The sequence below is a fragment of the Kitasatospora nipponensis genome, from assembly GCF_039528135.1.
Classification (GTDB): Bacteria; Actinomycetota; Actinomycetes; order Streptomycetales; family Streptomycetaceae; genus Kitasatospora; species Kitasatospora nipponensis.
This window is the reverse complement of sequence record NZ_BAAALF010000813.1, coordinates 1-644: the sequence shown is the minus strand read 5'-3', so window position 1 is coordinate 644 and position 644 is coordinate 1. Positions and strand designations below refer to the sequence as shown.

The window sequence follows — 644 nt, the reverse complement described above, 5'->3', positions numbered from 1 at the left end:
CGCCAAGCGCCGCAAGGTCGCCTACCAGGACGCGATGCGCGACGCGAACGACGACAAGCTGCCCGTCGGGCCGAGCGTCCCGGAGATCGTCATCATCATGGACGAGGGCGCCGAGGTCGCCGCCACCCGCGAGGCCCGCGCCGTTCTCGCCGGGGTCTCCGAGGTCATCCGCATTGCCCGCGCCATGGCCATTCGCGCCGTGGTGTCGGTCCTGCGGGTCACCTCGGACGTGATGCCCGATCCGCTGGTGCGCAAGATGGCCTCGAACCGGGTCGCCACCGGCGCCTACGAGGACTCCGAGCTGGGCCACCTCTTCGGCTGGCGCGCCCTCCGCGCGGAGGATTCGTTCTCCGGTCCGGGGTCGCTGCTGGTCGGTACCGAGGGCAAGCAGCCCGCCAAGGCGAGGCAGTGGCGCATCACCCCCGCCCAGATCGAGGAGATCAGCGCGGTCACCGCGCCCCGCCGTCCGGCTCTGGACGGGCCGTCGCTCGAAGCCGCGGGCGAGGACTACACCGAGCGGTGGACTCTCCCGCGCTGCGGCCACCTCTGGAACACCGCCGAGACCGCCGAGCAGACCACGGTGGCCGCGAGCGGTGCGGCGGCGGGGCAGGCCGGGGCCGGGCCGCTACCCGCGCAGTGGAAGG

1 pseudogene is annotated in these 644 nt (G+C 73.6%); it reads left to right on the top strand.

The features are described 5' to 3' along the window. Nucleotides 1–644, top strand: a pseudogene (locus ABD323_RS43480) (hypothetical protein); the annotation flags it as partial.